This window comes from Streptomyces sp. NPDC001373 (assembly GCF_042895815.1).
Classification (GTDB): Bacteria; Actinomycetota; Actinomycetes; order Streptomycetales; family Streptomycetaceae; genus Streptomyces.
This window is the reverse complement of record NZ_JBIAWQ010000020.1, coordinates 32582-55200: the sequence shown is the minus strand read 5'-3', so window position 1 is coordinate 55200 and position 22619 is coordinate 32582. Positions and strand designations below refer to the sequence as shown.

The 22619-nt window shown below is 75.3% G+C and carries 20 protein-coding genes; 12 read left to right on the top strand and 8 right to left on the bottom strand.

Translation table 11 applies throughout. The features are described 5' to 3' along the window. The first annotated feature begins 207 nt into the window (after positions 1–207). Both hmgA and ACFY15_RS30965 read left to right on the top strand, forming a co-directional pair. Positions 208–1521, top strand: a complete 1314-nt coding sequence (hmgA, locus tag ACFY15_RS30970; RefSeq protein ID WP_390826467.1) for a homogentisate 1,2-dioxygenase — start codon at positions 208–210, stop codon at positions 1519–1521. A gap of 71 nt (positions 1522–1592) precedes the next feature. Continuing rightward, positions 1593–2342 (top strand): GntR family transcriptional regulator, encoded by a 750-nt coding sequence (locus ACFY15_RS30965; protein ID WP_390689952.1) that lies wholly within the window; start codon positions 1593–1595, stop codon positions 2340–2342. A 21-nt stretch (positions 2343–2363) separates the two neighbouring features. Here ACFY15_RS30965 and ACFY15_RS30960 read toward each other — a convergent pair whose 3' ends face one another. Continuing rightward, complete coding sequence (locus ACFY15_RS30960; protein ID WP_390689951.1) at positions 2364–2534, bottom strand: hypothetical protein; 171 nt, start codon at positions 2532–2534, stop codon at positions 2364–2366. Between the two features lie 150 nt (positions 2535–2684). Here ACFY15_RS30960 and ACFY15_RS30955 point away from each other — a divergent pair, with 150 nt between their 5' ends. Beyond that, positions 2685–3806 (top strand): type ISP restriction/modification enzyme, encoded by a 1122-nt coding sequence (locus tag ACFY15_RS30955; protein ID WP_390826492.1) that lies wholly within the window; start codon positions 2685–2687, stop codon positions 3804–3806. Positions 3807–3850: 44 nt separating this feature from the next. On the opposite strand, the gene ACFY15_RS30950 is transcribed toward ACFY15_RS30955, so the two are convergent. Further along, positions 3851–4576 carry a TetR/AcrR family transcriptional regulator gene (locus tag ACFY15_RS30950; RefSeq protein WP_390689950.1) on the bottom strand — a complete coding sequence of 242 codons (726 nt, stop codon included), beginning with the start codon at positions 4574–4576 and terminating at the stop codon, positions 3851–3853. 82 nt (positions 4577–4658) lie between these two features. Between ACFY15_RS30950 and ACFY15_RS30945 the strand changes: the two genes are divergently transcribed. From ACFY15_RS30945 to ACFY15_RS30935, 3 genes are all read left to right on the top strand, one after another. After that, positions 4659–5633, top strand: a complete 975-nt coding sequence (locus tag ACFY15_RS30945; protein ID WP_390826466.1) for an ATP-binding cassette domain-containing protein — start codon at positions 4659–4661, stop codon at positions 5631–5633. Beyond that, complete coding sequence (locus ACFY15_RS30940; RefSeq protein WP_390689948.1) at positions 5630–6418, top strand: ABC transporter permease; 789 nt, start codon at positions 5630–5632, stop codon at positions 6416–6418. Before ACFY15_RS30945 ends, ACFY15_RS30940 begins: the two co-directional genes overlap by 4 nt. Positions 6419–6507: 89 nt before the next feature. Then, positions 6508–7704, top strand: coding sequence for a CaiB/BaiF CoA transferase family protein (locus ACFY15_RS30935; RefSeq protein WP_390826465.1), 1197 nt, complete (start codon positions 6508–6510; stop codon positions 7702–7704). 122 nt (positions 7705–7826) lie between these two features. On the opposite strand, the gene ACFY15_RS30930 is transcribed toward ACFY15_RS30935, so the two are convergent. Then, positions 7827–8096, bottom strand: a complete 270-nt coding sequence (locus ACFY15_RS30930) for a hypothetical protein (protein WP_390689946.1) — start codon at positions 8094–8096, stop codon at positions 7827–7829. 271 nt (positions 8097–8367) lie between these two features. Between ACFY15_RS30930 and ACFY15_RS30925 the strand changes: the two genes are divergently transcribed. Next, on the top strand, positions 8368–10041 hold the full coding sequence (locus ACFY15_RS30925) for a serine/threonine-protein kinase (protein ID WP_390826464.1): 1674 nt from the start codon (positions 8368–8370) through the stop codon (positions 10039–10041). On the opposite strand, the gene ACFY15_RS30920 is transcribed toward ACFY15_RS30925, so the two are convergent. Continuing rightward, positions 10011–10811 (bottom strand): SGNH/GDSL hydrolase family protein, encoded by an 801-nt coding sequence (locus tag ACFY15_RS30920; RefSeq protein WP_390690004.1) that lies wholly within the window; start codon positions 10809–10811, stop codon positions 10011–10013. The genes ACFY15_RS30925 and ACFY15_RS30920 overlap by 31 nt on opposite strands. Positions 10812–11017: 206 nt before the next feature. Between ACFY15_RS30920 and ACFY15_RS30915 the strand changes: the two genes are divergently transcribed. Continuing rightward, on the top strand, positions 11018–12112 hold the full coding sequence (locus ACFY15_RS30915; protein WP_390826463.1) for a DUF5925 domain-containing protein: 1095 nt from the start codon (positions 11018–11020) through the stop codon (positions 12110–12112). 259 nt (positions 12113–12371) lie between these two features. Here ACFY15_RS30915 and ACFY15_RS30910 read toward each other — a convergent pair whose 3' ends face one another. Continuing rightward, on the bottom strand, positions 12372–12761 hold the full coding sequence (locus tag ACFY15_RS30910; protein WP_390689943.1) for a GntR family transcriptional regulator: 390 nt from the start codon (positions 12759–12761) through the stop codon (positions 12372–12374). 55 nt (positions 12762–12816) lie between these two features. On the opposite strand from ACFY15_RS30910, the gene ACFY15_RS30905 reads away from it, so the two are divergent. The 3 genes from ACFY15_RS30905 (at position 12817) to ACFY15_RS30895 (ending at position 15507) form a co-directional block, all read left to right on the top strand. Further along, positions 12817–13773: a GNAT family N-acetyltransferase gene (locus ACFY15_RS30905; protein WP_390826462.1), complete on the top strand. Its 957-nt coding sequence runs from the start codon at positions 12817–12819 to the stop codon at positions 13771–13773. Further along, complete coding sequence (locus ACFY15_RS30900; protein WP_390689941.1) at positions 13770–14282, top strand: DUF402 domain-containing protein; 513 nt, start codon at positions 13770–13772, stop codon at positions 14280–14282. The genes ACFY15_RS30905 and ACFY15_RS30900 overlap by 4 nt, the downstream gene beginning before the upstream one ends. A 184-nt stretch (positions 14283–14466) precedes the next feature. After that, on the top strand, positions 14467–15507 hold the full coding sequence (locus tag ACFY15_RS30895; protein WP_390826461.1) for a lytic polysaccharide monooxygenase: 1041 nt from the start codon (positions 14467–14469) through the stop codon (positions 15505–15507). 3 nt (positions 15508–15510) lie between these two features. Here the strand turns inward: ACFY15_RS30895 and ACFY15_RS30890 are convergent, their stop codons facing one another. Beyond that, positions 15511–16371: an esterase/lipase family protein gene (locus tag ACFY15_RS30890; protein WP_390826460.1), complete on the bottom strand. Its 861-nt coding sequence runs from the start codon at positions 16369–16371 to the stop codon at positions 15511–15513. 206 nt (positions 16372–16577) lie between these two features. Here ACFY15_RS30890 and ACFY15_RS30885 point away from each other — a divergent pair, with 206 nt between their 5' ends. Continuing rightward, positions 16578–17696 carry a hypothetical protein gene (locus tag ACFY15_RS30885; protein ID WP_390826459.1) on the top strand — a complete coding sequence of 373 codons (1119 nt, stop codon included), beginning with the start codon at positions 16578–16580 and terminating at the stop codon, positions 17694–17696. 75 nt (positions 17697–17771) lie between these two features. On the opposite strand, the gene ACFY15_RS30880 is transcribed toward ACFY15_RS30885, so the two are convergent. After that, complete coding sequence (locus ACFY15_RS30880; RefSeq protein WP_390826458.1) at positions 17772–18842, bottom strand: hypothetical protein; 1071 nt, start codon at positions 18840–18842, stop codon at positions 17772–17774. Beyond that, complete coding sequence (locus tag ACFY15_RS30875) at positions 18839–22483, bottom strand: DNA polymerase III subunit alpha (protein WP_390826457.1); 3645 nt, start codon at positions 22481–22483, stop codon at positions 18839–18841. Before ACFY15_RS30875 ends, ACFY15_RS30880 begins: the two co-directional genes overlap by 4 nt. Positions 22484–22619 lie beyond the last annotated feature (136 nt).

Genomic DNA, 22619 nt, shown 5'->3' with positions numbered 1-22619 from the left:
CGGCGGCCCCCCCACGCCGCGCCCCACACGGCCGCGGCCGGCGCCGCACACCACCCCGCGCACGGCCGCGGCCCGCCCCCCGCACGACCCCGCACGCGACCGCCATCAGCCCCCGGCCTGCCCCTGGCCGGAAAGACGGCGTTGACGTGCGGCGCGCGGAATCCTACTGTCTACCACAGGATTCCTTCGACGGAGCGGGAGCAGCCCATGAGTGAGCAGGCCAGGAAGACGGCGCAGGCGCTGGAGTACCTCACCGGCTTCGGCAACGAGCACAGCTCGGAGGCCGTGCCCGGCGCCCTCCCGCACGGCCGCAACTCCCCCCAGCGCGCCCCCCTCGGCCTCTACGCCGAGCAGCTCAGCGGCAGCGCCTTCACCGAGCCGCGCCGCCACAACCGCCGCTCCTGGCTCTACCGCATCCGCCCCTCCGCCGCGCACCCGGCCTTCACCCGCGTCGACAACGGCGCCCTGCGCACCGGGCCCTTCACCGAGACCGTCGCCGACCCCAACCGGCTGCGCTGGAACCCGCTGCCCGACCCGGCCCCCGGCACCGACTTCCTGGCCGGCCTGTGGACCCTCGGCGGCAACGGCGACGCCACCCAGCGCACCGGCATGGCCGTCCACCTCTATTCCGCCAACGCCGACATGACCGACCGGGTGTTCAGCGACTCGGACGGCGAGCTGCTGATCGTCCCCGAGCGCGGCGGCCTGCTGCTGCGCACCGAGCTGGGCCTGTTGAGCGCCGGGCCCGGCGAGGTGGCGCTGATCCCGCGCGGCGTCCGCTTCCGCGTCGAGCTGCCGGACGGCGACGCCCGCGGCTACGTCTGTGAGAACTACGGCCGGCCCTTCGAACTTCCGGACCTGGGGCCGATCGGCGCCAACGGCCTGGCCGCCGCCCGCGACTTCCGGGCGCCGGTGGCCGCGTACGAGGACAGCGAGCGCCCGACCGAGGTGGTCAACAAGTTCTGCGGCAACCTCTGGGCCGCGACCTACGACCACTCCCCGCTCGACGTGGTCGCCTGGCACGGCACGCACGTCCCGTACGTCTACGACCTGCGGAAGTTCAACGTCATCGGGTCCATCAGCCACGACCACCCCGACCCGTCCATCTTCACGGTCCTGACCTCGCCCTCCGACACCCCGGGCCTGGCGGGCGTGGACTTCGTGGTGTTCGCCCCGCGCTGGCTGGTCGGCGAGGACACCTTCCGCCCGCCGTACTTCCACCGGAACGTGATGAGCGAGTACATGGGCCTGATCGAGGGGGCCTACGACGCCAAGGCCGAGGGCTTCGTCCCCGGCGGCGGCTCGCTGCACAACATGATGTCCGCGCACGGACCCGACCGGGAGACCTTCGACCGGGCCAGCGCCGCCGAACTCAAGCCGCAGAAGATCGACGACGGCCTGGCCTTCATGTTCGAGACCCGCTGGCCGATCACCGCCACCGCCCAGGCGGCCGGCGCGGACCACCTCCAGCGGGGATACGACGACGTCTGGGAGGGTCTGGAGCGCCACTTCCGCGCCTAGTATTCGCCCTGCCCCCGCACCGCTCCGCCAGCCGCCCCGACTGCGGAGCCAGCCCGTACGGAGAACCACCCGTGACCGCGTTCGCCCCCGACTCCCTGGTACTGAACCGGAAGCTGCCGCTCTGGTACCAGGTGTCACAGTCGCTGCGCGCCTCGATACTCGGCCGCACCCCGGACGCCTCGCTGCGCCTGCCGACCGAGGAACAGCTCGCCGAGCACTACGGGGTGAGCGTGCTGACGATGCGCCAGGCGCTCAAGGAGCTGGAGGGCGAGGGCCTCATCAGCCGGCACCGGCGGCGCGGCACCTTCATCGAGCCCGGCGCGCGCCGCAGCGCCCCGGTGCGGCTGCTCGGCTCGGTCGACGCGATCGTGGCCCAGCAGTCGGGTGAGCGGACGACGGTTCTCGGCCGTGGGCGGACGCCGGTGTCCGGGGAGCTGCTGGAGCACTTCCCGGACCTGGCGGAGGTGGTCACGTACCGCCGCCTGCGGCGCGACGGCCGGAGCGGGGAGCCCACGAACTGGGCGGAGAACGCGGTGCGCCCCGAGCTCGCCGAGGCGGTGGACCTCGCCGACCTGGAGCGCTGGCCGATGACCAAGGTGCTGCGCGACGTCGTCGGCGTGCGGATCAGCCGGATCACGGACACCGTCGAGGCCCGCCTCGCCGACCCCGAGACGGCCGAACTGCTCCAGGTGCCGCTGCTGAGCCCGATCCTGCACTACACGGGCGTGACGTACGGGGAGGACGGGCGGGTGGTCGACGTGGCCCGGATCCGCTACCGGGGCGACCGGTTCTCCTTCACGGTCACCGTCGACGCGCCCTGAGCACGGCCGCGCCGGCGCGCGCTACTTCCGCTGCTCGTTCTCCTCGGTGAGGCGCTCTCCCTCGGCCTGCGAGGGGGTGGTGCGCATCGTCTGGGGGTGGTGGCGCTGCGCCCTCTGCTTCTCGTCCATGTCCTCGTCGAGCCGCTCGCCCTCGGCCTGCGAGGGGGTCGAATACTCGTCGTACTGACTCATGGCCGCTTCCTCCATCGGTACGGATGCGTACGTACGTGACGGACGCGTACACAAGGAGCGTAACCCTTCGGCCAAGACACGGCCCGGCCCCGGCGGCCCGTCGCTACCATCGGCCGGGTGAGCGACGACGTACCGCTGCTGGACGATCTGATGCCCTGGTCCGTGAGCGGCCTGCGCCTGGGCCGCGCCTGGATCGCGGCCCCCGATCCGGCGACGCTGCGCGCCCGCTGGACGGCCCTGACCGGGGCCGAAGGGCCGGAGCGCGAGGCGCTGTTCCGCCCGAGCCGGATCCGTACGCCCGACGCCGGCGCGGCCGCCCTGCCGGGGCAGCGCTCGGCCACGGCCCGCTTCGCGGACGACCCCGGCCCCTTCCCGGACCCCGTACGGGTGCTCCGCGCACCCTTCGACGAACAATGGCTGCTGCCCGACCAGCGGCTGATCGACGCGGCCCGCCCCGAGCTGTGGCGGGTCCTGGACGGCCAGCAGCTGTTCCTGCTGGAGGCCCCCGGCCCGCTGGTCACCGCCCATCTCCCGGTCGGCCGGCTCGGCCGGATCCGCCCGCTGCACCGGCGCCCGGGCGGCGCCGAACCGAACCTCGCACCGGGCCTGCCGGCCCTGCTGGGCTCTCGCCACGGCGGCTGGGCCGCCCCGGAGGACGTGCTGTGCTGGATCCTCGCCGCCGGGCGCCCCGGGCCCCGGGGGTACGAGGTCCCGCTCCCCGCCGACCGCGGGCGCTGGCGGGCCGGGCTGGAACTGGGCCACCGGCTGCTCACCGTCCAGCTGCGCGGGGCGCGCGGCGGGGAGCCGCCCCGGCTGCCGGGCGGGCGCCGCCCGTACGTCCGGGCGGCGGTGACGGCCTGGCCGCGCGAGCTCGCCTACGACGCGGAGACCGAGACCCTGTCGGTCGGGGACGGGGCCGTCTCCCCCGTCCCGGCGGGGGCCTGGGAGTACGAGGCGCAGGGCGTGCGGGTGCTGGACTCCTGGTTCGCCGCCCGCAGCGCGCACCGGGACCCGGGGGTGCGGGGCCTGGAAGGATTCGGGCCGGCCGAGTGGCCGCAGGCCTGGACGTCGGAGCTGCTCGCGCTCGTGACGACCCTGGCGCTGCTGGCCGATCTGGCTCCGGAGCGGGCGGCGTTCACGCCCGGCCCGCTGCTCCCGGCCGCCGAGCTGGCGGCCGCCGGGGTGCTGCCGCCGCCGCGCTGGTCCCGCCGCCCGGCGTCGGTCCTGGACCACCAGGAGGAGGGCCCGGGAGGCCAGTTCGCCCTCCTCTGACCCCGCCCCCCGGGCCCCGGCACCGGCGCCTGCGCGGACGGGGCCTACGCCCCCCACGCCCCCAGCAGCCGGGACACCGCGCGGTCGAAGGCGACGGCCATGTCCAGGCCCGTTCCCGGGACCTGGTCGCCGGCGGTGAGGGCCGCCGTGAGGCGGGGGTACTCCCCCGTCGCCAGCCGGGAGCCGATCCAGGCCGCGCGGACGCCCTGTTCGGCGGCCTCGCTCCAGGGCAGTGAACGGGCCCGTTCCGCCATGGCCAGCTCCCCCGCCACGAAGGTGGCCACCGTGCCGTTGACCGCGGCGACCAGCTCCAGTTTCTCGCCCCCGGACACCTCCAGCGGCTCCAGGCAGGCCAGGCTGTGCTCCAGGTACCGCAGGGCGTGCGGGCTGAAGCCGTAGACCGGGCTCAGCAGACGGGGCAGCCAGGGGTGGCGGTGCATGAGGGCCCGGGTCTGGCGGGCCAGGGCGAGCAGGTCGGCGCGCCAGTCGCCGGTCGGCGGGGTGAACTCGTACTCGGCGCTGACGGCGTCGACCATCAGCTCGTACAGGTCCTCCTTGCGGGGGACGTAGTTGTACAGGGACATCGTCCCGGCCCCGATGCCGGCGGCCACGCGCCGCATGGAGACCCCCTCGACCCCCTCCGCGTCGGCGATCCGGACCGCCTCGGCCGCGATCGAGTCCCGGCTGTGCGCGGGCCTGGGCCCGCGGCCGGCCCGCTGCGGGCGGGCCCAGATCACTTCGGGTTCAGCGGGACGCCCGCCGGCTGCCATCGGTCACATCACCTCTTCGTCTCGCGACCCTCGACACCATCTTAGTTACGTACGGCGTACGGAGTGAGGTAGGGTGCGGCGCATGACGACTACGTACGCCGTACTTAGTGAAGGCCTCGAGAAGTCCTACGGCGAGGTCCGGGCCCTGAGCGGGCTGGACCTGGCCGTCCCGGAGGGCACCGTCTGCGGACTGCTGGGCCCCAACGGCGCGGGCAAGACCACCTCCGTGCGGATCCTCACCACGCTCACCCCGCCCACCGCCGGGCACGCCCGGGTCGCGGGCCACGACGTCGCCCGCGACCCGGCCGCCGTGCGCCGCCGCATCGGGGTCACCGGCCAGTACGCCTCCGTCGACGGGGACCTGACGGGCCGGGAGAACCTCCGGCTCTTCGCCCGCCTCGCCGGACTGCGCGGGCGCGCCGGGCGCGAGCGCGCCGACGGGCTGCTGGAGCGCTTCGGGCTCGCCGAGGCCGCCGACCGGGTCGCCTCGGCCTGGTCGGGCGGAATGCGCCGGCGCCTGGACCTGGCCGCCGGGCTGATCACCCGCCCCCGCGTGCTGTTCCTCGACGAGCCCACCACCGGCCTGGATCCGGCGGCCCGCGAGCAGATCTGGACGGCGGTGCGGGCCCTGGCCGACGAGGGCACCACCGTGCTGCTCACCACCCAGTACCTGGAGGAGGCCGACCGGCTCGCGGACGACATCGTGCTCGTCGACCGGGGGCGGGCCGTCGCCACCGGCACGCCCGCCGTCCTCAAGTCCCGGATCGGTGCCCGCGCCGAGGTCACCGTCGCCGGGCCGCCCGCCCTCGCCGGCGCGGCCGCGGTCCTCGACCGGCTCACCCGCGGCCGGCCCGCGCTCGACGAAGAGCGCCTGACCGTCGGCGTGACCGTCCTGGACCCCGCGCTCACCCTGCCCCGGATCATCCGCGAGCTCGACGCCGCCGGGATCCCGGTGACCGACGCGAGCCTGCGCCCGCCCACCCTCGACGAGGTGTTCCTGCGCCTGACCCGGATCCCCTCCGCCGCCCCCGCGGCCGACAAGGAGAACGCGGCATGACCACCCTGCTCCCGGACGGCGGCGCCGTCCTCGCCCGCCAGTTGCAGAAGGCCCGGCACGCCCCGGCCCTGCTGATCCTGACGCAGACCATTCCGGTGACGATGCTGCTGTTCTTCGGCTACGTCTTCGGCAGCGCGCTCGCCATGCCCGGCGCCGAGTACCGGGAGTTCCTCGTGCCCGGGCTGCTCGCCGCCACCGCCGCGAACGGCCTGATGACGGGGATGTTCACCGCCGCGCAGGACGCCCACCGCGGGGTGATGGACCGTTTCCGCACCCTGCCGATGAGCCGGAGCGCCGTCCCGCTGGGACAGACGGCCGCCGACCTGCTCACCACGGCGGTGTCGATGGTCCCCCTGATGCTGGTGGGACTGGCGATGGGCTGGCGGGTGGAGAACGGGCTGCCCGGCGCACTGGGGGCGCTCGGCGTCCTGCTGCTGTTCCGCTTCGCGTCCGCCTGGGCGGGCACGTACCTCGGGCTGGTGAGCCGCAGCGAGGAGGCCGCCGGCCAGCTGGGCAGCGCCACGTTCGTGCTGCCGATGCTGTCCAGCGCCTACCTGCCGACGGCGGGCCTGCCCGGCCGGCTGAGGACGGTCGCGGAGTGGAACCCGGTCAGCTCCGTCGCCACCGCCGTGCGGGCGCTGTGCGGGAACGCGGGCGGCACGGCCGCGCCGGGCGCGGCCTGGCCGGCGGCGCACCCCGTGGCGGGGGCGGTGCTGTGGTCGCTGCTGCTCCTGGCCGTGTTCGCGCCGCTCGCCACGCGCCGGTTCGCGCGCGGCCAGGGCTGAGCGCGCGTACGGGAGGGCCCTCGGGAAGTACGGGAGGCCGCCGCGGGAAGGGGGTGACAGACCCCGCCCCCACCCGGTAGGCAGGGGCCATGGCTACCGAACCCCTCCCCCTGGCCGGCCTCACCGTCGTCGCCGTCGAACAGGCCGTCTCCGCCCCCTTCGCCACCCGCCAGCTCGCCGATCTCGGAGCCAGGGTGATCAAGGTGGAGCGGCCCGACGGCGGCGACTTCGCGCGCGGCTACGACACCGCCGCCCGCGGTATGGCCTCGCACTTCGTCTGGGCCAACCGGGGCAAGGAGTCCCTCTGCCTGGACCTGAAGGACCCGCGCGGTCGGGAGGTGCTGCACGCCCTGCTGGAGGACGCCGACGTGTTCGTCCAGAACCTGGCGCAGGGGGCCGCCGCCCGCCTCGGGATCGACGCCGCCGCGCTCTGCGCCCGCTACCCGCGGCTGGTCGCCGTGGACATCTCCGGCTACGGCTGCGGGGGGCCGTACGCCCACAAGCGCGCCTACGACATGCTCGTGCAGTGCGAGGCGGGGCTGGTCTCGGTGACCGGGACACCCGAGCGGCCCGTGAAGGCGGGCATCCCGGCCGCCGACATCGCGGCCGCCATGTACGCGTTCTCCGGGGTGCTCGCGGCCCTGCTGCGGCGCGGGACCACCGGGCGCGGCGGGCCGGTGGAGATCTCGATGCTGGAGTCGCTCGCCGAGTGGATGGGGCATCCCCTGCACCACACGATGCACGGCGGGGAGCAGCCCGTACGGACAGGCCTGGCGCACGCCGTGATCGCGCCGTACGACGCCTACGCGACGGCGGACGGGGACCGGGTCCTGCTGTCGGTGCAGAACGACCGCGAGTGGCGGCGGCTCGCCCGCGAGGTACTGGAGCGGCCGGAGCTGGCGGAGGACCCGCGGTACGCGACCAACGCGGCCCGCACCCGGGGGCGGGAGGACACCGACGCGGTGGTGGCCGGGGTGCTGGGCAAGCTGCCGGCCGGGGAGGCCGTGGAGCGGCTGGAGGCGGCCGGGATCGCCTGCGCGCGGCTCAACTCGGTGGCGCAGCTGGCCGGTCACCCGCAGCTGGCCGCGCGGGACCGCTGGCGGGAGGTGGATTCACCGGCGGGCCCGCTGCGGGCGTTGCTGCCGCCGATCGGGCTGCCGGGGGGCGCGGAGGCGCGGATGGGAGCGGTGCCCGCGCTCGGCGAGCACACCGACGCCCTGTTGCGCGCCCTGGGGATGACGGAGGCGCGCATCGCGGAACTGCGCGGGGACGGTGTGGTCGCCTGAGGCCTGGGCACCGGGGGATCCGGCGCGGTGCGCGCCGGAGGACGCCGGGTGAAGGGGACGGGGCCGGGGCCGGGTGCAGCCGGACGGGCCGGCTGCGCTACGGGGACGGTCGCTGGGAACGGTTACGCGCGACGGCTGCCCAGGAGGGTGCGCCGCAGTCTGCGCAGCGGCGCGAACAGCGCGACGCGCGCGCTCCGGCTCCGCTGGACGTGGGTGTGGTCGCGCGAGGTGAGCTCGCGCATCAGCAGGGTCGCCTCGGCCACTTCGTGGCGCGGGGCGGCGGGTCCGCCCAGTACCGCGAGATGGCGGTCGAGGCGCGAGCTGACCGCGCTGCTCCCGCAGGTGATGGCAGGCACGCGGGGCGGCCTGCTGCGCATTGCTATCTGTTCCATGTCTCTCCCCACCCGTACGAGGGCACCCGGCCCGGGCAGGGTAACCCTATCGCCTGCGCAATGTCCTCGGGTATCCCGGTGGTGTGAATTACCCCTGTGAGTACGGGTAGTTGACGATTACTCAACGGAGTCGACCGTCACTCTCCGTGCGAAACGCGGCACTTGGGAACACGCTCCGTGAGGGCCGCAAGGAGTGCCGTCATGACGGGGGCCGCCGGAGGCCTGCTGCGCTAACTTGGAGTGATCACCCGGTGACACAGGGGGGAATCGCGTGCGTGCGAACGAAAGCGGGGAGTCCGGGCGTGTCATCGCCGGCCGGTACCGGCTGCTCGGCCCACTGGGCCGCGGCGGCATGGGCGTCGTGTGGCGCGCCCGGGACGAGGTGCTGGCCCGGGAGGTCGCGGTCAAGGAGGTCCGGGCGCCCGCCGGGCTGGACCCGGCCGAGGTCGCCCGGCTGTACCGGCGGCTCGAGCGGGAGGCCTGGGCCGCGGCCCGGGTCGCACACCGCGGGGTCGTGACGGTCTACGACGTGGCCACTGAGGAGGGCCGGCCCTGGATCGTGATGGAGCTGGTGCGCGGGCTCTCCCTCGCGGAGGTACTGGAGGGCGAGGGCCCGATGACCCCGCAGCGGACCGCGCACCTCGGCGAGCAGGTGCTCGCGGCGCTGCGCTCGGCGCACGGGGCGGGGGTGCTGCACCGGGACGTGAAGCCCGCCAACGTGCTGGTCGCCAATGACGGGCGGGTGGTGCTGAGCGACTTCGGGATCGCGAGCCTGTCGGGCTCCTCGCCGATCACGATGACCGGCGAGGTGGTCGGCTCCCCCGAGTACCTGTCCCCGGAAAGGGCGTTGGGGCGCGAGCCCGGCCCGGAGTCGGACCTGTGGTCGCTCGGGGTGATGCTGTACGCGGTCGTGGAGGGGGTCTCCCCCTTCCTGCGGGACAGCCCGGTGGCCACGCTGGAGGCCGTGGTGGAGGGGGAGTTGCCCCCGCCGCGGCGGGCCGGCCCGCTCGCGCCGGTACTGGAGGGTCTGCTGCGCAAGGACCCGGCCGCGCGACTGCCCGCGGCGGAGGCGGCCCGGATGCTGCGGATCGTCGGCGCGGGCGGCGCCGTCCGGGACCCGGGCGGGCCGGTGTGGGACCCCGGGGCGCCGACCGTGGTGGCGGCGCCGCGCGAGGGGGCGTACGAGGGGGCCGTGGCCCCCTCTGCTCCCGCTCCCGCCGCTGCCGCTCCCGCCCTCGCGCAGCCGTCGGGGCACGGCGGGGCCGGGGCGGTGCTGGCCGTCGGGGTGGTGGTGCTGCTGGGGGTACTGGTCCTGCTGGTGTGGCTGCTGGTGCGCGACACCGGGGGCGGCAGCGGTGCGGACGGGCCGGCCGGAAGTCCGGCGGCCCCGGAGCGGCCCTCGGCGTCCGCTCCGGCTTCCGCGTCCCCGTCGCCGCCCCCGCCGGAGACCACGGGGCCCGCGCAGAACGTCACTCTGTATGTGCACACCCTGCGCGCCGCCTATGCCGGGAGCTGCCCGCCGCCGGCGACGGGCGTGCCCGCGTTCACCGCCACCATCGAGGTGGCCGTGACGCCCGCCGTGGTGGAGTACCGCTGGGCCCGGCTCGACGGGTCGACGTCCGCGACGCCGTGGCAGAGCATCACATACGAGGCGGGCGGGGCGCGGACCCGTCAGATCAACCACGACGAGCCCGTGGGCCGGGCGGGCGAGAACGTGCAGGACGCGGTACGGCTGGAGGTGCGCGCCCCGCAGCTGAAGACCTCGGACTGGCTGGAGTTCTCCGTGGCCTGCGAGAAGGAGGCCCCGACGGGCGGGGCCTCCTCGCCCGCTCCCGCGAGCCCCTCGGGCCCCACCGCCGGGACGCCGGCGCCGGCCTCCGGGTCGGCGCCGGCGGGGAGCCCGGCGGCCGGCCCTCAGACCGCGCCGCTGAACACCGGGAGGTAGCCGCCGGACTGTCCGGTGGCGGTGGGGTGGTACGACTCGCCGATGTTGGTCCAGTTGACGCTGTGCAGCCACGCGTCCCCGGAGCAGATCTCGTGGCCGGTGAAGGCCCCGACGACCGAGGCGAAGGTGAACCCGTGGTCGGCGGCGCGCTTGGCGATGGCGGCGTTGAGGTAGTCGGACGCCCCGTTGATGGCGGAGCGCTCGCCCTCGGTGAGTCCGGCGATGCAGCTGCCGTTCAGCTTGTAGAACCGGGGATAGCCGAGCACGACCACCCTGGCGGAGGGCGCGCGGCCGCGGATGGCGTCGTAGACCTGGTCGAGCCGGCCGGGGAGGGTGGAGTCGACGTACGCCTTGGCCTGGTTGACGCGGTTGACACAGGTGGACTCGGACTGGAGGACACAGGTCGTCATGACGTCCGAGAACCCTGCGTCGTTGCCGCCGATGGTGATGCTGACCAGGTCGGTGCCAGAGTTGAGCGGGCCGAGCTGGCCGGAGAGGACGTCACCCGTCCGGGCACCCGAACAGGCGGTGAAGGAGAAGGTCTGCGGGGAGTGGGCGGCGGCCCACAGGGCCGGGTAGGCGCGGGTGGTGCGCTTGCAGTCGCCGCTGGCGCTGTCGTAGTTCCCGGCGCCGACGCCGGAGGAGTACGAGTCGCCGAGGGCGACGTAGCCGAAGTCGGCCTGGGCGGAGGCCTGTCCGGCGCCGAACAGGGCGGCGCCCGCGGCGAGTAGGAGGGAGGAGGTGAGGGCGGCGAGGCGCGACATTCTCATGCTCATGTGTGCGGCTCCTTGTGGGGGTTACTCCTCAGTCGTTGGTACAAGCAGCCGGGCATGGCCGGAAGTGTTCATGCCAAGAATTTTCGGGGCGGGGTTGGCGTCGGAATCTTCACGTCCGATGTGTTTGAAGGGGGAACCCGGCCACCCGATCCGGCGAAACACGGGTGCGGGAGCACAGTTCGTGCCGGATCATGGGCGCCATGCCAGCAGACCCGCATGACGCGCTGCCGATTCGCCTCCACGTGGACGACAGTGACTCGCCGTCGGACGTCGTCGACGCGCTCTTCCTCGGCCGGTTCGCGACCGGCGAGCAGCCGTACGCGCACAGCGTCACCCTCGAGCGGGTGAAGGCGGAGGCCACACTGCTGCCCCCGCGGGCCACCGTGCTCCGCTCGGCGCGCGACACCGACCGCAGCGCCACGCTCGCCGAGGGCGAGGGCTGGACGGTGCTGGTCTCCCGCTGGAGCCGGGGCGCCGACGTGACCGTCACCGCCGTCAGCGACGAACTCGCGCAGCGGGTGCTCGGCGAGGCCACGGACGGGGCCCAGGACGAGCCCGAACCGCAGCCGGACAACGTCACGATGGGCTTCTGGTACGTCTCCCCGCGCCGGGGTCCCTACCGGACGACCCGGCAGATCTCCGCCGGCACCTGGGCGGAGGTCCGGCCCAACTACACGGCGCCGGTGGCGGCGGCGATGGACCGCCTGATGAAGGTCACCCCGGACGACATCGCGGGACGGCTGCTGCTGCTGCACGGGCCGCCGGGGACCGGGAAGACCTCGGCGCTGCGGACGCTCGCGCGGTCGTGGCGGGACTGGTGCCAGGTCGACTGCGTCCTGGACCCGGAACGGCTGTTCAACGACGTCGGCTACCTGATGGACATCGCGATCGGCGAGGACGAGGGCACCGCGAAGGGGCGGTGGCGGCTGCTGCTGCTGGAGGACTGCGACGAGCTGATCCGCGGGGAGGCCCGGCACACGGCGGGACAGGCGCTGTCACGGCTGCTGAACCTGACGGACGGGCTGCTGGGGCAGGGCCGGAACGTGCTGGTCGGGGTCACGACCAACGAGGACCTGGAGCGGCTGCACCCGGCGGTGGTCCGTCCGGGGCGGTGCCTGGCCCGCATCGAGGTCGGGCGGCTGACGCACCGGGAGGCGGTGGAGTGGCTCGGGACGGACGAGGGGGTGTCCCGGGAAGGCGCCTCACTGGCGGAACTGTTCGCCCTGCGGCGCGGGACGGGGCCGGCGGCGGTCCTGCCGGCGCAGCCGCAGTCCGAGGCGGGGCTCTATCTCTGACGCGCCGCTCGCGCGGCTCGTCGCCGGGGCGTCTCCCCGGCTTCGCGGCGCTGCGCCGGACTCCGTCCGGCGGGCGGCCGGGCGGGGCCCTGGTCTCGGTCCGGCCTTCGGGTGCGGGTCGTTGCCGCTGCGCGGGGCCGGTCCCCTACCCGCCCTTCCGCCGTTCGGACATTCCGCTGCGTGAAATCCAGCCCCGCCGGCGTTTGAGGCGCGGGGGGCCGGGGGCGGAGCCCCCGGGAAACGGCGCCGCGCAGCGGAGCTAACGGGCGGCGTAGCGGGCCCGGAGTGCGGCCGTCGCCGCCGCCACCGCCTCCGCCTCCGTGAGGCCCAGGCGGTGCGCGCGGTCCGCGAACGCCTGCGCGGCGAGGGCGGCCTCCCGCGAGGAGCCCTCCGCCGCCGCGACGAACGTCCCGTTGCGGCCCCGCGTCTCGATCACCCCGTCGGCCTCCAGCGCCCGGTACGCCTTCGCGACCGTGTTCGCCGCCAGGCCCAGCTCCTCCGCCAGCCCCCGTACCGTCGGCAGTTTGAAGCCCGCCGGAAGCCGGCCCGACCGGGCCTGGTCCGCGATCTGCGCGCGCAGCTGTTCGTACGGGGCCGCCGAGCCGGCCGCGCCGTCGATCCTGATCCTGAGGGGGTTGGTCGAGGTCACGCGCCGATTGTAATTCGCAGGCGCCCAGGGCGGATCCACCCGTAACGTCGGCCGCATGACCCTCCCCACCGTGCACGTGCGCGACCTGCGTCCCGACGACCCCGCCGACACCGAGGCCGTCGTACGGGTGCGCCGCGCCGCCCTGCCCTTCATCGTCACCACCGTCGACGGGGTGGCCTTCGCGCTCGACTCCGCGCATCCCGACGCCCGCTTCCGCCTCCTGGTCGCCGAGACCGCGGACGGCCGTGTCGTCGGCACCGCCCACGTGGGCCTCGCCCACGACAGCCCCCGGCCGGGCCAGTCGTACGTCAACGCCTGCGTCGACCCCGCCGCCCGGGCCTGCGGCGCCGGCACCGCCCTGCTGCGCGCGGCGGAGGAGCACCTCGCCGAGCACGGGGCCGTGGACGCGTACGCATGGGTGCTCGCCGAGCCCGCGAACCGGTCCTTCGCCGAGCGGCACGGCTACCGCCCCAGCCGATCCTCGAAGTTCCTGCGCCTGAACCTGGTGGAAGCAGCCCTGCCGCCGCTCCCCCGCGAGCTGCCCGCCGGGGTGGAAGTGCGCCCGGCGTCCGCCTTCGCCGCCGACCCGCGGCCGCTCTTCGAGGCCGACGCCGAGGCGACGGCCGACGAGCCGAGCGACGTCCCGGCCTCGCTCGACGACTACCAGAGGTGGCTGGACGGCGTCTGGCACGACCCGACCCTCGACCACGAGCTGACCTCGGTCGTCCTCGTCGACGGGGCCGTGGCCGCCTTCTCCGCCGCCCGCACCGACGGCCGCACCCGCTACTCCTCGGCGATGACCGGTACCCGGCGCGCCTTCCGCGGCCGCGGTCTGGCCAAGCTCGCCAAGACGGACTCGCTCCGCCGGGCCCGCGCGGCCGGCTACACCGACGCCTTCACCGGCAACGACGCCGGGAACGGACCGATGCTCGCCATCAACGAGTGGTTCGGATACGAGATCTGTGCGACCGAAACGCGCTACACGAAGAAGCTCGGAGGAACCTCAGGATGACCACCACCTGGACCATCACCCTCACCAAGGGCGGCCGGACCAAGATCGGCTACCCGGCGGTGCAGCTCGCCGACGACGGGGACCGGATCTCGGTGCGGGCCCCCTGGGCGGCCGAGGGCGTACGGGACTTCGGGTTCGTCCGCTTCGAGCCGGGCGACGTGTTCGTCGAGCACTTCTGGCGGACGCGCTGGTACGCGGTCAAGGAGGTCCGGAGCGGCGAGGGCGTCCTCAAGGGCTGGTACTGCGACGTCACGCGCCCGGCCGTCGTCCGCGAGGGCGGGATCCTCGTCGAGGACCTGGACCTGGACCTGTGGGTGTCGGCGGACGGGAAGACCGTCCTGCGGCTGGACGAGGACGAGTTCGCCGAGAGCGGGCTGGCCGTGAGCGACCCCGAGGCAGCGGCCCGAGCCGTACGGGCGCTGGACGCGCTGGAGGAGCAGGCCCGTTCGTCGGACGGACTGGCCGCCCTGCTGGGGCAGCCGGGCGGGCTTGTCTGTGGGGGTGCTTAGGGGTTCCTTAAGCGGACCCTAAGAATCCCTTCCCGGGGCGTGAAGGCGGCCGAACGGGCTTTCCCCCGGGCTAACTTGGCCGGGCCAGGGAGGCCGCGGGAGGCGCCGGGCCCCGACAGGGGCGGCGCCGAAGCGGCCGGTTCCGCTGGCGCACCCCTGCCCCGCGCCCGAAGGAGATCCGCCCATGCCCGCACGCCGCCGCACCGCCGCCCGTATCGCCGCCGTCGGCCTCGCCCCGCTCGCGGTGGCCGCGTACGCGGCCGTCCCGGCGGCGGCCCACGGGTCGATGACGGACCCGGTCAGCCGGGTCGCCGCGTGCTACGCGGAGGGGCCGGAGGCGCCGAAGTCGCCGGCCTGCAAGGCGGCCGTCGCGGCGGGCGGGACGCAGCCGCTCTACGACTGGAACGCGGTGAACATCGCGAACGCCGCCGGAAAGAGCAGGTCCCTGATCCCGGACGGGCAGCTGTGCTCGGCGGGCAACGCCAAGTACAAGGGGCTCGACCTGGCCCGCGCCGACTGGCCGGCCACCCCGATGACGGCCGGGGCGCACACCTTCCGGTACAAGGGGACCGCCCCGCACAAGGGCTCCTTCGAGCTGTACGTGACGAAGGACGGGTACGACCCGTCGAAGCCGCTGAAGTGGTCCGACCTGGAGCCCGCGCCCTTCGCGAAGGCCACCGACCCCCGCATGCAGAACGGGGACTACGTGTTCGGCGGGGTGCTGCCGAAGAAGACCGGACGCCACCTCATCTACAGCATCTGGCAGCGCTCGGACAGCCCCGAGGCCTTCTACACCTGCTCGGACGTGGTCTTCGGCAAGGACGGCGGAAGCGGTGCCGGGACCGGGGCCACCCCGGGCACGGGCACGCCGGGCGCGTCCGCGCAGCCCTCGCGGCCCGCGTCCGCCGAGCCGCCCAAGGCGCCGACGGACCAGCAGATCTCCGACGGCGCGGGGAAGTCCACCGTGGAGCACGGGGGTCACGGCGACAACGACCCGAAGACGAACGGCCGGAGCGCCGCCTCCCCGATCGCCGCAGCACCGGTCTCCGCCCCGGTCCCCTCCCCCGCCGGCGGCAAGGAGGGCGGGAACCTCGCGGAGACCGGCGGGAACGGCGTCACCCCGGCGCTCGCGATCGCCGGCGCCGGGGTGGTGGCCGTCGGTGCGGCCGTGCTGTTCGCCGTGGCCCGCCGCCGGGCTGCCGGGGCGGGCCGGAGCGTGCGGTAGGGGTCAGTCGAAGACCGAGGCGCACGTGGTCCGTTCCGCGTGCGCCGGGTCGAGGGCGTTGACCGCCTCGTGCCAGGCGATCCGGTCGGTCAGGCCGATGGCCACGTGCTCCGAGAGGTCCAGGGCGCACAGGTCCTGGAGGACGATGTTGCGGACGGATCCCCCGTCGAGGAAGGCGCTCCGGTACGGGGTGACCACCTCGTCGTACTTGGTCGCGATGACGGTGTAGGAGACGCCGGGGACGGTGTCCCCGCCCGCGTTCAGCTTCTGCTGGAAGGCGGATCCGGCGATCTGGTCGGCCAGCCCCGGGGTCGCCGTACTGATCAGGTCGGCGGCTCCGGGGAAGTACGGGAGCAGCTGGGTGAGTCCGGACAGGGTGGTGCCGTGGTTGTCGGGGGCGAGGCCGACGAGGGCGTTGACCTTGGCGGCGCCGCCCAGGAACTTCAGGTAGTAGCGCGGCATCATGCCGCCCTGGGAGTGACCGACGAGGTCGGCCTTGGGGGCTCCGGTGGAGGCCAGCACCTTGTCGACGAACGCGTCGAGCTGGCCGGCCGACCGGTCGATGGGGCCGAGCCCGTTGAAGAGGGGCACGCCGGGCAGCTGGCCGTAGTCGAGGGAGTAGACGCAGTAGCCGCGGTGGACCAGGTACGGGGCGAACCCGAGCCAGTTGTCGACGGAGTTGCCGAAGGTGCCGTGGACGAGGACGACGGGGCGCGGGTGTGCGGCGGACGGCTTGCAGGACCAGTTGTTCCAGCCGCTGCTGGGGGCGGACGCCGCCTGCGCGGCGCCGGTGGGGGCGACGAGCGCGGCGGCGGCCAGGGTGAGGACGGCCAGCGGGCGGAGCAGGCGTCTCCAGGGCAGCATCGTGTGATCTCCTCGCGGTCAAGGGGAATGGCGTGGGGGTTCCGTCCCGTGATCCGGATCACAAGGGGGCTGCTGCCGCTAAATTACGGGCGAGTAGCAAGACTGGGAAGTTACGCGGCGGTAAAAACTCGCGTGTCCAGCGTGCCTCCAGCACCGCCCGGGAAGGATGGACGCGTCCGGACCCCCACCCCGAGGTGATCGCCGTCATGCACGAGGCCCCTGGAGCCGGCACCGCCCTGGCCACCCCTCCCGAGCTGGCGGCCGACCCGCTGGTGGCCGCCGTGACGGAGACGGCCGTGCGGGTGCTGCGGCCGGAGGCGGAACGGACCGCGGTCGAGGGGGTGCCCCGTACGCACCTGGACGCGCTCGGCGCCTGCGGCGCGTACGGGCTGATCGGATACGAACCGGAGCCCTCTTCCGGCCTCACGCCCCGTCAGGTGGCCCGGGAGGTGCACGAGGTGCTGGCGGCGGTGGACCCGTCGGCCTGGTTCGTGTGGACCCAGCACGTCCCGCTGGCCAAGGCCCTCGTCCAGGCCGCCGGCCCGGTGGCCGCCGCCCTGCGCGAAAGCTGGCTGCCCGCCCTCGTACGGGGTGGGCGGCGCCCGACGGCGGGCTTCGCCTTCCTGCGCCGTCCGCGTCCGCCCGTCACGGCGGAGCGGGTCCCCGGGGGGTGGCGGCTGACCGGCCTGATGCCGTGGGTCACGGGCTGGGGGGTGGCCGACTCCCTGTACGCCGGCGCCGTCAACGGCTCCGACGAGGCGGTCCTCGCCCTGGTCGACTGCGCCCCCGGCGGCCGGGGGGCGGAGGGGCTGAGCGCCGTCGACGGGGCCCCGCTGTGGGCGATGGGCGGGACGCACACGGCCTCCGTCGGACTGCGCGGGGTCTTCGTACCCGACGCCCGGGTGCTCGGCGTGGTGCCCCGGGCCGACTGGATCCGGGCCTACGACCTGGAGAACGCCGACGCCCAGCCGGCCGTCTTCGGCCAGCTGCGCGCCACGGCCGACTTCCTGCTCCGCTCGGACCCGTACGGGGAACTCGGCCTGCGCCTGGCGGAGAAGACGGCCCGGCTGCGAGCCGAGGCCTACGCCCTGCGCGACGAACTGCCGGCCGGCGAGGGCGTCGCGGACCGGCTCTCCCTGCGGGCCGCCGCCCTGGACCTGGCCGTACGGGCGGCCGCCGCCTGCGTGGCCGTCGCCGGCGGCCGTGCGGTCCAGTACGGGCACACCGCGGGCCGGCTCTCCCGCGAGGCCCAGTTCCACCTGATCCAGGCCCAGACCACTGCGCTGCGCACGGAGACGGCCCGGCTGATGCTGGGTGACCTCTGACGGGCCCGGTGCCTGCGGCCCGGACGGCTTCCGGCCCGCCGCGAAGCCGGCGCGGCCGGGGCCGGGAGCACGGCTTCAGCGCCCCGGAGGCGAACCGAGCCCCAGAAGAGCGGCAGGACGGACCGTGCCCGGGCCGAAGCGGGCGTTGGCGCGGTCGATGGCGGCTTCCACCGTCAGGCGGGCCTCGCGGACCGGGTCCAGGGAGAGCTGCCGGGTCACGCCCTCCGCGGCCGCGAGGTCCTCGGCGCGCAGCACCATGCCGGTCAGCCGGGCCCGTTGCAGGCCCGCCGCGTCCATGAGGCGGTACGCGAGGGTGCGGAGGTCCTCGTCGTGGGCGGAGGGCTCGGCGAGCCGCCGGGAGCGCTCCCACCGGGTGCCTCCGGCGAACTGGAGGGTCAGGCACAGGGACCGGGCGGTCTGGCGGCGTCCGCGCAGCTGTGCGCCGAGCCGGACCACCAGGCCGAGCAGGGCGGCCCGTGCGTGCGGGCCGTCCAGCTCCTGGCGGGTGAAGCCGGTCCGGACGGCGGCGGAGGAGGGCAGGTCGCGGGGGGTGACGGGGCGGGGGTCGACCCCTCGGGCGCGTTCCGCGACGAGGCGGCCGGTCCGCTTGCCGAGGATCCGCTCCAGGACCCCGGGCGGGACCCGGGTGAGCGCTCCGACGGTGTGCAGCCCGTATCCGCGCAGTGCCTCGGCCTGGCGGGGGCCGAGGCCGTGCAGGGCCTCCACGGGCAGGGGTGCGAGGAAGGCGGCCGTGTGCCCGGCGGGCACGGCGAGGACCCCGCCGGGTCCCTGTACGCGGGCGGAGGCCATGGCCGCCACCGCCCAGGTGTCCGCGACCCCGATCCGTACGTCCGTGCCCAGCCGGGCCACGGCGCGCAGCCGGACCACTTCGGCGATGCGGGCGGCGTCGGCGCCGAAGTAGCGGCGGGCGCCGCGCACCTGGACCAGTGCGGCCCGCGGCGGCAGGGCCTGGACCAGCGGGGAGAACTCGCGCAGCAGCTCGAGTACCTCGCGGTAGCCCTCGCCGGGCAGGGCGGGGGCGCAGCGGACGTGCAGGACGCCGCTCCTGCCGGGGTCCGCGCCGGGAGCGGCCGGGGCGGCGCCCGCCGTGCCCGGCCGGGGCCGGATGCTCCGGGCCGTCGTCATCCCGCGCTCCCCGGACTGGAGTGCCACAGCTTGCGGCCGGTGGCGGCGCGTTCGCCGGGCGGCTGGAGGTCGGCCCACGGGTTCATCGCGTAACCGGTGGGCAGGTGGATGCGGCGGCCGGTGTCCCCGGGGCCTTCGGGCAGTGGCTGCGCCAGGCGCGCCGTGACCGCCTCCAGGCCCTCGTCCTCGCGCAGCCGCGCCAGTGCGGCGAGGTCCCAGGCGGCCGCTCCGACCACGCTCAGGCTCTGCGGGCCGCGGCGCTGGACGACGCCCCGTACCAGCAGCAGGAAGGAGTGGAAGACGGTGTGCGCGCAGGCCTCCTGGCTGTCGTCGAAGAAGGCCAGGTCGACGAGGCCGGTGCCGTCGTCCAGGGTGGTGAAGACGACCCGTTTCCCGGAGCGGATCGGCGGGGTCTGGGTGGCCGCCTTGGCGCCCGCGACGAGCACGGTCCGCCCGTGCGCGGTCTCCCGCAGGCGGCGCGCCGGGACCACGCCCAGCTCGGCGAGGAAGGCGTGGTGGTCGTCCATCAGGTGGCGGGAGGTGTCCATGCCGAGGACGCCGAGTTCGGTGCTGAGCCGTTCGGCCTCGGTCAGGTCGGGCAGGCCGACGGGGGCGGTGGACCGGCCTCCGTCGAGGGGCAGTTGGGATCCGCCCCGCGCCCCGGCGGCGCGCTGGGCGCCGTGCAGTTCCGTCAGGTGCAGCAGCAGGTCGCGGCGGTTCGCGCCGAAGGCGTCCAGTGCGCCGACCTGTGCGAGCCGTTCGGCCACGGGGCGGCCCGGGTGGGCCCGGCTCCAGAAGTCGCGCAGGGAGGTGTACGGCTGTCCGGCCTCGATGCGCTGCGCCTCGGCCTCGCTGATGCCGTGGACGTCGGCCAGCGCGAGCCGCAGCCCCCACCGGTCCGGCCCCCGCCGGCCCGGGTCGTCGGGCACCGGTTCGATGCGGTGGGTGACCGCCGAGCGGTTCACGTCCAGCGGCAGCACCGGCACGCCCCGCCGGCGCGCGTCCGCCAGCAGCAGCCGCTTGGGGTACATGCCCGGGTCGTGGGTGAGCAGCCCGGCGTAGAAGGCCGCCGGGTGGTGGGCCTTGAGCCAGGCCGACTGGTACGTGGGTACGGCGAAGGCCACCGCGTGCGCCTTGCAGAAGCCGTAGCTGCCGAAGGCCTCGACGATCTCCCAGGTCCGGGCGACCACCTCCGCCGGGTAGCCGCGTCCGGTGGCCGTGGCCGCGAACCAGGCCTTGATCCGGCCCTGGGACTGCGGGTCGGAGAGTCCGCGCCGCACCCGGTCGGCCTCGTCGCGGCCGCAGCCGGTCATGACGTGCACGATCTCGATGATCTGTTCGTGGAAGACCATCACCCCGTAGGTCTCGCGCAGCGCGTCGGCCAGGTCGGGGTGCGGGAAGCGGACCGGGGCGCGCCCGTGCCGGGCCTCGATGAAGGGCCGCACCATGTCGGCGGCGACCGGGCCGGGCCGGAAGAGGGAGATGTCGACGACCAGGTCGTGGAAGGCGGCCGGCTGGAGCCGTCCGACCAGGTCGCGCTGGCCGGGGGACTCGATCTGGAAGCAGCCCAGCGTCTCGGCCGAGCGGATCAGCTCGTACGTCGCCGGGTCGCCCGGCGGGACCTGGGCGGGGTCGTCGAGGTCGAGCTCCTCCCCCGTGGCGCGGCGCAGCTCGGCGACGGCGTACGCCATCGCGGACTGCATCCGTACGCCCAGCACGTCGAGTTTGAGCAGCCCGAGGTCCTCCACGTCCTCCTTGTCGAACTGGGACATGGGGAAGCCCTCGCCGCTGGTGGGGACCACGGGGGTGCGCTCCAGCAGGGTGGCGTCGGAGAGCAGCACCCCGCACGGGTGCATGGCAGTCCCGCGCGGCAGCGCGTCCAGGGCCTCGACGAGGTCCCACAGCCGGACGTACTCCTCTCCCCGCACGTCGTCGCGCACGCCGCGCAGTTCGGGCAGTTCGGCCAGGGCGGCGCGGGCGTCGCGGGCCCGGATGTGCGGGAAGGCCTTGGCGAGCCGGTCGACGGCGGCCGGGTCCATGGACAGGGCGGCGCCGGCGTCGCGGATGGCGTGGCGGACCCGGTAGGTCTCGGGCATGGCGACGGTGGCGACGCGCTCGGCTCCGAAGCGGGCGATGATCCGGCGGTAGACCTCCAGGCGGCGGGCGGACTCCACGTCGATGTCGATGTCGGGCAGGACGCGGCGGCGCCGGGACAGGAAGCGCTCCATGAGCAGGCCGTTGGCGACGGGGTCGGCGTGCGCGATGCCGAGGAGGTGGTTGACGAGGGAGCCGGCACCGGAGCCACGGGCGGCCACCCGGATGCCCATCTCCCTTACGTCGTCAACGACCTGGGCGACCGTCAGGAAGTACGAGGCGTAGCCGTGGTAGGCGATGACGTCGAGTTCCTCGTGCATCCGCTCCCAGTACGCGCGGTCGCCGGCGTGGCCGCGCAGCACCATGCCCGCGCAGGCGCGGGAGGTGAGCACCCGCTGGGCGGTGCGGTGGGCGGCGCCGACGAGGCGGGCCTCGGGGAAGTGCACGGAGCCGAGGCCGAGGTCGTCCTCGGGGTCCACGGCGCAGGCCTCGGCGGTCTCGCGGGTGCGCGCGAGCAGCAGGCGGGCGTCGGCGGGGCGCAGTCCGGCCGCCCGGGTGATCCGGTCGGCGGCCCCGGCCATGGCGGCGGGGTCCTTGAGCCACCGCTCGCCGCTGTCGAGGGGGCCCCTGGGGTCGACGGGGACGAGGCGGCGCGCGGCGTCGAGGACGTCGGCGACGGGGCCCTGGCCGGGGTCGGCGTAGCGGACGGCGTTGGTCAGCACGGCGGGGACGCCCTGTTCGGCGGCGAAGCCGACGGTGCGGGCGGCCAGGCGCAGCGAGCCGGGGCCGGTGCCGGGGCAGCCGTGGTGGACGGCCTCCAGGCGCAGGGCGTCCCCGTAGACCTCCCGCCAGGGCGCGAGCAGCCGCGCGGCCCGGTCGGGCCGTCCGGCGGCCAGCGCCCGCCCCACCTCGGACCCGGGCCCGAGCAGGACGAACACCCCGTCCCCGCCGAGCGCCCCGAAGGGCACCAGCGGCTGCCCGGAGCCTCCGGCGGGGTGCGGGAACCCGCCCGCGCCGTCCACGGCGGGCCGGCCGGACCCGCCGACGGCGGCCCGCCCCGCGAGCGCGGCCGCGTCACCGCCGACGCCTTCCGGCGCGAACCCGCCGGGCCCCGCCCCCCGCCCGCCCGGGTCAGGAGCGTGCGCGGCGGTGATCAGGCGGCAGAGCTCCGCCCAGCCGGAGGCGCCGTCGCGGGCCAGGAAGACCGCGCGCGGGGCGGACTCGTCGACGAAGGCCCCGCCCCTGACGGGCACGCGCCGGCGGTACGAGGCCTCGGCCCCGGCCGCCCGGCCGGCGCCGCCGGGCAGGCCGGACCCATCGAGCGGCCCCGCAGGGGAAACGGCCAGGTCCACGCCGAACAGCGGCCGGATCCCGGCCGCCGCGGCCGCCTTCGCGAAGCGGACCGCGCCCGCGAGGGTGTCGCGGTCGGTCAGGGCGAGGGCGTCCATGCCCCGCTCGGCGGCGCGTTCCGCCAGCCGCTGCGGGTGCGAGGCGCCGTAGCGCACGGAGAACCCCGAAACGGTGTGCAGATGCGTGAACCCGGGCACCCGCGGCCCTCCTGCTTCCCTCGACCTTCTTGCCTCCCCCCTTCGTCCACCATAGAGCAATTCGAATATCCGTGCGAAACATGTGTTCGATCATCCATTCGGTCCGCCCCTGCTGCGCCGGGTCCCCGGCGCGCCG

Bases quoted from the DNA above. Each gene is read 5' to 3' on its own strand.
- hmgA (WP_390826467.1), top strand. From the start codon at position 208: ATGAGTGAGCAGGCCAGGAAGACGGCGCAGGCGCTGGAGTACCTCACC.
- ACFY15_RS30960 (WP_390689951.1), bottom strand. From the start codon at position 2,534: ATGAGTCAGTACGACGAGTATTCGACCCCCTCGCAGGCCGAGGGCGAG.
- ACFY15_RS30955 (WP_390826492.1), top strand. From the start codon at position 2,685: ATGCCCTGGTCCGTGAGCGGCCTGCGCCTGGGCCGCGCCTGGATCGCG.
- ACFY15_RS30950 (WP_390689950.1), bottom strand. From the start codon at position 4,576: ATGGCAGCCGGCGGGCGTCCCGCTGAACCCGAAGTGATCTGGGCCCGC.
- ACFY15_RS30945 (WP_390826466.1), top strand. From the start codon at position 4,659: ATGACGACTACGTACGCCGTACTTAGTGAAGGCCTCGAGAAGTCCTAC.
- ACFY15_RS30940 (WP_390689948.1), top strand. From the start codon at position 5,630: ATGACCACCCTGCTCCCGGACGGCGGCGCCGTCCTCGCCCGCCAGTTG.
- ACFY15_RS30935 (WP_390826465.1), top strand. From the start codon at position 6,508: ATGGCTACCGAACCCCTCCCCCTGGCCGGCCTCACCGTCGTCGCCGTC.
- ACFY15_RS30930 (WP_390689946.1), bottom strand. From the start codon at position 8,096: ATGGAACAGATAGCAATGCGCAGCAGGCCGCCCCGCGTGCCTGCCATC.
- ACFY15_RS30920 (WP_390690004.1), bottom strand. From the start codon at position 10,811: ATGAGAATGTCGCGCCTCGCCGCCCTCACCTCCTCCCTCCTACTCGCC.
- ACFY15_RS30915 (WP_390826463.1), top strand. From the start codon at position 11,018: ATGCCAGCAGACCCGCATGACGCGCTGCCGATTCGCCTCCACGTGGAC.
- ACFY15_RS30905 (WP_390826462.1), top strand. From the start codon at position 12,817: ATGACCCTCCCCACCGTGCACGTGCGCGACCTGCGTCCCGACGACCCC.
- ACFY15_RS30900 (WP_390689941.1), top strand. From the start codon at position 13,770: ATGACCACCACCTGGACCATCACCCTCACCAAGGGCGGCCGGACCAAG.
- ACFY15_RS30895 (WP_390826461.1), top strand. From the start codon at position 14,467: ATGCCCGCACGCCGCCGCACCGCCGCCCGTATCGCCGCCGTCGGCCTC.
- ACFY15_RS30890 (WP_390826460.1), bottom strand. From the start codon at position 16,371: ATGCTGCCCTGGAGACGCCTGCTCCGCCCGCTGGCCGTCCTCACCCTG.
- ACFY15_RS30885 (WP_390826459.1), top strand. From the start codon at position 16,578: ATGCACGAGGCCCCTGGAGCCGGCACCGCCCTGGCCACCCCTCCCGAG.
- ACFY15_RS30880 (WP_390826458.1), bottom strand. From the start codon at position 18,842: ATGACGACGGCCCGGAGCATCCGGCCCCGGCCGGGCACGGCGGGCGCC.